Genomic DNA, 808 nt, shown 5'->3' on the forward strand with positions numbered 1-808 from the left:
GTTGACGGTGTTGTCACCCGCCACCGTGTCGATAGTGACGGCGTTATGCGCCTGAGTGTCCAGCACCACGGTTTTGTGCTCAACGGCAATCGCGGTGTTACCGGACGCGTCAACACCGGTGACCATCACCTGCACATCATTACTGCCTTCATTCAGCGCCGCGGTGGGTACCGGTACTTCGTAACGCAGCTGGCCGTTGGCATCCGCCACAACATCGCCGCGATATTCATGGCCGTTCACGCTGACCACCACGTGGTCACCCACCTGCGCATCACCGGACACCTCTCCGCTGATGAGCGTTGGCATACGGGATTCGGCGGCATTCACCACATTGTCGGTGGCAACAGTATCAATAGTGATAGAGTTCTGCGCTTGGGTGTCCACCATTACCATCTGATGAGCTGTGGAGATCGCGGTATTTCCAGCGTTGTCCGTGCCAGTCACCATCACCTGCACGTCATTGCTGCCTTCATGCAGCACACCGTCCGGTAGCGGTACTTCGTAGGTGAGATGACCGCTATTATCCACCACCACGCCGTTGTAATTATGACCGTTCACGCTGACCAGCACGTGGTCACCCGCCTGCGCATCACCGGTCACATTACCGCTGATAAAGGTCGGCATGCGACCTTCATGTGCGTTGACAATGTTGTCACCCGCCACCGTGTCGATAGTGACGGCGTTATGCGCCTGCGTGTCCAGCACCACGGTTTTGTGCTCAACGGCAATCGCGGTGTTACCGGACGCGTCAACACCGGTGACCATCACCTGCACATCATTACTGCCTTCATTCAGCACCGCGGTGGGT

General features: G+C 57.5%; 1 protein-coding gene. It reads right to left on the reverse strand.

Annotated features, from left to right (window positions below):
* On the reverse strand, positions 1–808 hold an 808-nt coding region (locus M977_RS07115; RefSeq protein WP_157092049.1), incomplete at both ends, for an Ig-like domain-containing protein.

Origin of the sequence: Buttiauxella gaviniae ATCC 51604 (genome assembly GCF_001654835.1) — a bacterium.
Taxonomy (GTDB): Bacteria; Pseudomonadota; Gammaproteobacteria; order Enterobacterales; family Enterobacteriaceae; genus Buttiauxella; species Buttiauxella gaviniae.